Raw genomic sequence first — 6,896 nt, 5'->3', positions numbered from 1 at the left:
GCCGACCAGATCTGGATGGCCCGTTACCTCCTGCTCCGTCTGACGGAACAGTACGGCATCGACATCGAGTTCCATTGCAAGCCGCTCGGCGACACCGACTGGAACGGCTCGGGCATGCACTGCAACTTCTCGACCAAGTTCATGCGCGAAGTTGGCGGCAAGGACTATTTCGAAGCCCTGATGGGCCAGTTCGAAAAGAACCTGCAGGACCATATCGACGTTTACGGTCCGGACAACCACATGCGCCTGACCGGCAAGCACGAGACGGCTCCGTGGAACAAGTTCTCCTACGGCGTTGCCGACCGCGGCGCTTCGATCCGCGTTCCGCACTCCTTCGTGAACAACGGCTACAAGGGTTACCTCGAAGACCGTCGTCCGAACTCGCAGGGTTGCCCCTACCAGATCGCGTCCCAGGTTCTGAAGACGATCTCGGAAGTCCCGACCGCAAGGTCTGCAGCCGCCTGATGCCGGCCCCTAAGGCCTTTGTGTTCATTTTCAGCCAAATACAGCGCGAGCGCGTCTCGGTTCCCGAAAACGGATCAAATCCCACGTCTCGACTGCGTTAGGAAAACAGTGGATTGCCCGAACGTGGCTCGAGACCGATGGTGAGAGGACAAGCATGTTTCCCATTTCCTCTCTTAATTTCAGGGCCTCTGACGAACAAATCAAAGATCTCCATACGCGGCTCGATCAGACACGACTCCCGGAACTGGAGACGGTTCAGGATGCGAGCCAGGGAGTTAAGCTGAACAATCTTCAGATGATCCTCCGCACCTGGCGGTCGCATGATTGGCGGAAATTGGAAAGCCGGCTCGACGCGATTGGTCAGTTTAAGGCGTATATTGATGGCCTGAACATCTCCTTCTGGCATCTTAAATCCTCCGAGCCAACAGCGATCCCTTTGATCCTCACCCATGGCTGGCCGGGATCCGTACTCGAATTCGAAGGCGTTGTAGACTTGCTCACCGATCCCGCCGCCCACGGCGGCACAGCAGAGGACGCCTTTAACGTCGTCGTCCCGTCCCTTCCAGGCTTCGGTTTCAGCGATCGCCCTCAGGAGACCGGTTGGACCCCGCAGCGAACGGCCAGAGCCTGGGCTCATTTGATGACCGTCCTCGGCTATCAACGGTTCGCAGCGCATGGGGGCGATTGGGGCGCATCCGTGAGTATCGAACTCGCCCGTCTAGTCCCAGAGAGGGTCTTCGGTCTCCATTTGACAATGCCCTTCGCTTCGCCGCTGCCTGAAGATTACCTCACAACAGACATTGCTGAGATGCAGATGCTCGAAAAGCGTCGTTACTTTCTGAAGGAGGAGGTTCCCTTCGCGCTGTTGCAGAGCACGCGACCGCAAACGTTAGGTTATTCGCTGGTGGACTCACCGGCCGGGTTGGCGGCTTGGCTCAGCGAGAAGGTTGCGGCCTTCGCGGGTGCAGACAGCGGCGTCAGCGTGGAGCGGCAGGTCGATAACATTGCGCTCTATTGGTTCACGGCAACAGGAGCGTCCTCCGCCCGCTGGTATTGGGAGGCTGCAAGATCTCGCCCATCCGATGCACAAGAAGAGAACTCTAGGTCTGTCTCCGTTCCAACGGCCTGTTCATTGTTCCCGGGCGAGCCGTATCCGATAGCAAGGCGATGGGCGGCGAGGAGGTTTTCTAACCTTATCTCATGGAACGAGATGGAGAGCGGAGGACATTTTCCTGGCTGGGAACAGCCAGCCGTCCTTGTTAGCGAGTTACGGCAAGCGTTTCGACATGCGCGAAAGCCAAGATGATCATTCCCACATGAGTTCATAGCGCCGTCTACGATCCTGGTTGCATGACTTCGTTTTTCTGCGCTTGGACACCGCAGCGACCCGTGTCCCAATCATAGGCTCATCAAGCTTCATGGAATCGTATCGTGTCGAAAGAACTCATGGATAAAGGCGCACCGACGCCGCAGTGGCTGGCCGACGCGAGGGGCCACACTCCAGCGTTATCCGCGCATGCGGACTTGCCCTTCTTTGGCACAAGCCAGAGAGGCACCAAGCCCAGGCCTCAGATGGTTGCCGTTGAGACGAACAAAGGTGAATTCGCAATCATGATGAAACACTTTCTCGAAAATACTACGCATCGTCGGCAGCGTCGGAGGAAAGCTCCATGAAATATGTAGTTGGACGCTTGAACGCCGTTCCTAAATGCCATGAGAACTGCCGTGCTGGACGGCGTTTGAGGGCTCTCGGCGACGTCGAATTGAAGGATTTACGGTTGTCCTGTGGTGCGATTGATTTCGCGGTCGGAAAGGGACGGTTCAACGCCCGGCACGAGCGATGACTGCTTTGGATCGACGGGTCATTCCTCGGATTGGAGCGCGTCTTTCTTCGTCGAGCAGGCTCGAAATTCATCGAGGGCCTGCAACTGTCGGTCTTTCGGTCCCTAACCGGCCCTACCCGCCAGCTTTTCATGCCACCTGGGCACGTCGCCAAAACTATCGATCCACTGCATACCGGAGGAACGAGTTTCGTCAGGCTGCGTGCTCGCGAGTTTTTCGCTGAAGGCCGGATCCAACGAAAGCCCGCTGAGCGGCTTTGTGCGACCGGCTCAATTTTCGCCTTCCTTCAAATAGCCCGAGGACCCAATGTCGGCCAGTCTTTTTAATGCGAACGATCATCTCTCCGGTCAGCTTTTTTTCGACAGCTGGCGAGCGGCGTCACAATCGGTCGATGCGGTGGAACCGGCAACGGGACAAAAACTCGGCAAGGTTGGCATGGCACGCCCTTACGAGATCACCGTGGCGGCATGCGCAGGCCAAGCGGCGCAGCGACGATGGGCGTTAACTTCCGCGGACGACCGCGCAGCGGTATTCTACAAGGTCGCCGAACTCTGCCGGAACCACTGGAACGACATCGTCAGTTGGATCGTGCGGGAAAGCGGCTCGGTTAAGGCCAAGGCCGAATTCGAGCTGTCGATCTCAATGAAGGCTATTCAGCTTGCGGGCGCCATGCCGCACCAATCGCAAGGACTGGTGTTGCCCAGCGAAGGCGGAAATCTCAATCTGGCCCGTCGCCGGCCGCTCGGTGTCGTCGGTATTATTTCGCCATTCAATTTTCCGCTCTATCTGGCCATGCGCGCCGTTGCGCCCGCCCTTTCTGTCGGCAACGCTGTCGTTCTGAAGCCCGATCCGCGCACCGCCATCTGCGGTGGCTTCATCATCGCTCGCCTATTCGAACTGGCCGGCCTGCCGCAAGGTGTGCTCCAGGTTCTCCCGGGCGATGACGCGGCCGGAGAGGCCCTTTGTATCGATCCCATAATTGCGATGATCCAGTTTACGGGATCGACCGGGGCTGGCCGCATGGTGGGGCGGACGGCGAGCGGAAACCTCAAGAAGGTTTCCCTGGAACTCGGCGGCAAGAATTCGCTCATCATCCTCGATGATGCAGACATGGACCTCGCGCTGCGGAACGCATCATGGGCAACGTGGCTGCACCAGGGACAAATCTGCATGTCCGCGGGCCGGGTCCTCGTCCACGAAGCGATCGCCGAGGAGTTCATCAGCCAGCTTGCCGAGAAGGCAAGCCGTCTACCGATCGGTAACCCGAACACGGAGGAAGTAGCGATCGGTCCGATGATCAACGCTCGGCAGCGGGATCATGCCCTCAAGCTCGTCAAGAACACCGTTGCCGCGGGGGGCACACTGCGCGCCGGAGGAAGCGCTCGGGACCTCTTCTTCGAGGCAACGGTGCTTGCCGACGTCACACCGGCAATGCCCGCGTTCAAGGAAGAAATCTTCGGACCCGTCGCCGTGGTCACGACCTTCGCAACCGACGATGAAGCGGTTTCTCTTGCCAACGACACTGACTACGGTCTGGCGGCCGCCGTGATCTCGAAGGATGTCTCACGAGCCATGGCGATCGGCGACCGCATCCATGCAGGTATCCTCCACATCAATGACCAGACGGTGAGCGATGGCGTCAGTAATCCCTTTGGCGGCGTTGGAGCTTCCGGAAATGGCACATCGATCGGCGGCCCGGCAAATTGGGAGCTGTTCACCGACTGGCAATGGGTCACCATCAAGTCAGCACCGCCACCCTATCCATTTTGAGAACAGTCTGCATTCATGAGTATGCGCACACTCTAGCCCGCATCCGAAAGAGCAGCTCCGCGGCGACCTCAGCGCGGCTTTTAACTCAAGGAAACCTATAATGCGAGTGAACCTATCTGTAACATGGATGCTGAGTTTTGTTCACCTTTGAAAACGCGCTGCTTGTAGCAGGTCCAAGGCGGCAGTGAATTACAACCTGCCCATAATCCACTCGACCGAGAAGGTTGCGACCCGGCGCGATAAGAGGCCGATCCAGGGACTGTATGAGGTGGTCGCCTATCAGCCAATCAATGAACGAGCCTCAATCAACAGCAGGTCTGACAGCGAGTTCGAGCAGGCGGTGAAGCCTTTGGACAGGCAGGCTAATGAAAAGGCTTTGGACTGATCCTTGCCTGGCCTTCCTGCCGCTCGAGGCGCTTCAGGAAGAACCTCGAGCTGTATGTATTGTCGATGCGGTTGGCGGTACGTCTTTGGCAGCGCAAAAGACTGCCTTGTCGTACATCGACCAGGTCGACTGGAAGCTTATCAGCCGGGTGTAGATGTACTGCGAGCTTCGGCGTGAGTGGTCAGCGACAAGATGGTCTCCGGGTTCTGGGCAACTTCGATGATCTCGACGGCTGTAACCCGGACAAAGCGGGCCAGAAGGCGGATTAAAGTAAACAGTCGATATGTTAGCGGCGAGCGTATTGGTCACCACCCCTAAACGAAAAAAGCTCAGATGCGAAAAATCAACGCCCGCCTTGGATATTGAAGGGAAAAAAATGGCTACCGAACTAAGTGACATCACAGCAAGGATCAGTGCTCTTGAAGCGGTTCTCCTGGCTCTTCTCGAGCATGGGGTGATAACCAGCCCGGCTTTCAGACAAGATTTAAGCGCGATGAAGCAACGGGCGGCGGAAACAGTGTGCGAGATGTATGGGGAGGGGGTCCCCCGCGATTATCAAAAGACTGCAGAGGAATACATCATCCAAATGGTAACTCAGCCGTTGGAGTGTGCGGCTCGCCCACCGCTTTGATTCATCAAGGCCGCTCTGAGCAACTTACTTTCGCGCCTTTCGGGCGCCAAGGTCACCTGTCAGTCGCCTTTTCAGGCGCAACGATCGTCATCGCAGGCCTGAGAGAGCATAATTCCTCAGAGACATCATTGCTCCTTCGCGCCATTAGGAGACATTGACCGACTTCGGGATGGCTACTTCTTCGAACGCAAGACATGCTTTGAATGACAGACAGCGAGGATATTATGACCGGTCTAAACGTCTCGAAAATCACTCTTGGCCTCTCCGCAGCTTTGTTCTCGTGGCCTAGTCTAGCTGCTGAGTTTACTTGCGCAAATCTCACGCAAATTCGATACGTTCTCCGTTCCTCCGAACCGACCTCGACAGCCTTTCCCGAAATTGCGAGGCTTCACCTCGACATAAATAAAGCACTACCTGGGAATTCCACTATGCTCTGGAGTGGGACGCCAGAGATGGAAGGGATCTCATCGAATTGGCCAACAGATACCAAGATCATAGAATCGAACGGTGTGATTGCTGCCAGTTACAGCGCGGCGTCCGACGGTGTCGCCTCAGTAGGATCGGTCACTATCGACGCCCATGGTGCGCTTCGAATGATTGAAAACACGATCCTCGCTGAGGGCGTCGTCTTAGACGTGATCGAAGCAACTTGTGAGAAGGGCGCAGGATAGCTGGATAGAACGTTTTCGGCATAAGGCGAAGTCGCTGATGATATAGTGTGCGCTTCGGGCCTAAGGCTGTCATGTCGCAGTAGTGCCAACAGGAGACATGACTTTGTCTCGAAAACCTGATCTCTTCATGTGATGAAATCCCGAACCTCCCGCCTAATATTAGGTTCCCTTTAATAGCCAAGTCCGACCATGAGTTTCCATACATGCTGTCTTTGCACGGGTAGCAGCAGCAAACGGCCTCGTATCCGGACATTAATTTTGTGGGACATACCTTCTATTTAAGCAAACTCTCGGACACTCCACCATATTTTCTCAGCGATGATGCGCCTTTTTCAATCACCTAGCATTCTGGGCTTCTCGTTGACCAGAACTTGTTAGAGGTCTGTATCCATTCAAGAAAAGATGCTTGAGCCAAGCGCCCTGTGAATGGCGCCTCGTATATGAGTGAGACGGCAGCGGCGACCGCCGTCTTGAGTTTCGTAGTGTACGATCAACGCGCCGCCCAGTTGGCGCCGCGGCGGAAGATCGTTTTCATCTGCGGCACACCGAATTCCTTGGCTTGATGACCGAGCGACGAATAAAAGACGCGACCTTCCCCGTATTTTCGCTTCCACACGACCGGCATCACGACGCCGTTGATCCAGTAGGCATGCTCGCCTGTAAATGTCGTGGTTGCCAGCACCTCATTCGAGGGGTCGACATGCATGTAATATTGCTCCGAGGTGTAGGGAAAATCGGTAATGCCTTCCATCAGCGGGTCGTCCGGCCGGGTGACGTTGACGGTGTAGTCGATGATATTGCCCGGATGTGCCACCCACTGGCCGCCGATGATGAACTGATAATCGACGGATTCGCGAAATGCGTCACCGGCGCCGCCATGGTAACCGGCAATGCCGACACCGCTCTGAATGGCGGCTGCGAGGTTCTTCACCTCTTCCTTCTCGATCTTCGACATGGTCATGATCGGCACGATCAGGCTGAGGTCGTGGATGGAGGGGTCGGCGAACGCTTCGGTCGAGTGCTCGACATAGACCTTGAAGCCGTCTTCCTCCAACATCTCCCTGATGACTGCCGCGCATTCCTCCGGCTCATGGCCGCTCCAGCCGCCCCAGACGATGAGTGCTTCCCGCAT

At 56.5% G+C, this 6,896-nt stretch carries 5 protein-coding genes and 1 pseudogene; 5 read left to right on the top strand and 1 reads right to left on the bottom strand.

Annotation, left to right across the window (positions count from 1 at the left end; translation table 11 throughout):
• The 5 genes and pseudogenes from BM216_RS32610 to BM216_RS32580 form a co-directional block, all read left to right on the top strand.
• Window positions 1–465 (top strand): annotated as a pseudogene (locus tag BM216_RS32610) (glutamine synthetase); the annotation flags it as partial.
• Between the two features lie 154 nt (window positions 466–619).
• Window positions 620–1,771 carry an epoxide hydrolase family protein gene (locus BM216_RS32605; protein ID WP_093004459.1) on the top strand — a complete coding sequence of 384 codons (1,152 nt, stop codon included), beginning with the start codon at window positions 620–622 and terminating at the stop codon, window positions 1,769–1,771.
• Between the two features lie 842 nt (window positions 1,772–2,613).
• The gene (locus tag BM216_RS32595) at window positions 2,614–4,077 is read left to right on the top strand and encodes a benzaldehyde dehydrogenase (protein ID WP_093004455.1); all 1,464 of its coding nucleotides are present in this window, start codon (window positions 2,614–2,616) and stop codon (window positions 4,075–4,077) included.
• A 686-nt stretch (window positions 4,078–4,763) separates the two neighbouring features.
• Window positions 4,764–5,093 carry a hypothetical protein gene (locus tag BM216_RS32585; protein WP_143102942.1) on the top strand — a complete coding sequence of 110 codons (330 nt, stop codon included), beginning with the start codon at window positions 4,764–4,766 and terminating at the stop codon, window positions 5,091–5,093.
• Between the two features lie 203 nt (window positions 5,094–5,296).
• Window positions 5,297–5,764 carry a hypothetical protein gene (locus BM216_RS32580; RefSeq protein WP_093004449.1) on the top strand — a complete coding sequence of 156 codons (468 nt, stop codon included), beginning with the start codon at window positions 5,297–5,299 and terminating at the stop codon, window positions 5,762–5,764.
• A 490-nt stretch (window positions 5,765–6,254) separates the two neighbouring features.
• On the opposite strand, the gene BM216_RS32575 is transcribed toward BM216_RS32580, so the two are convergent.
• The gene (locus BM216_RS32575) at window positions 6,255–6,896 is read right to left on the bottom strand and encodes a ThuA domain-containing protein (protein ID WP_093004447.1); all 642 of its coding nucleotides are present in this window, start codon (window positions 6,894–6,896) and stop codon (window positions 6,255–6,257) included.

Source organism: Rhizobium sp. NFR07, from assembly GCF_900111905.1.
In the GTDB taxonomy this organism is placed as follows: Bacteria; Pseudomonadota; Alphaproteobacteria; order Rhizobiales; family Rhizobiaceae; genus Neorhizobium.
The sequence above is the reverse complement of the archived record's forward strand: the minus strand, read 5'-3'. Positions and strand labels throughout refer to the sequence as shown.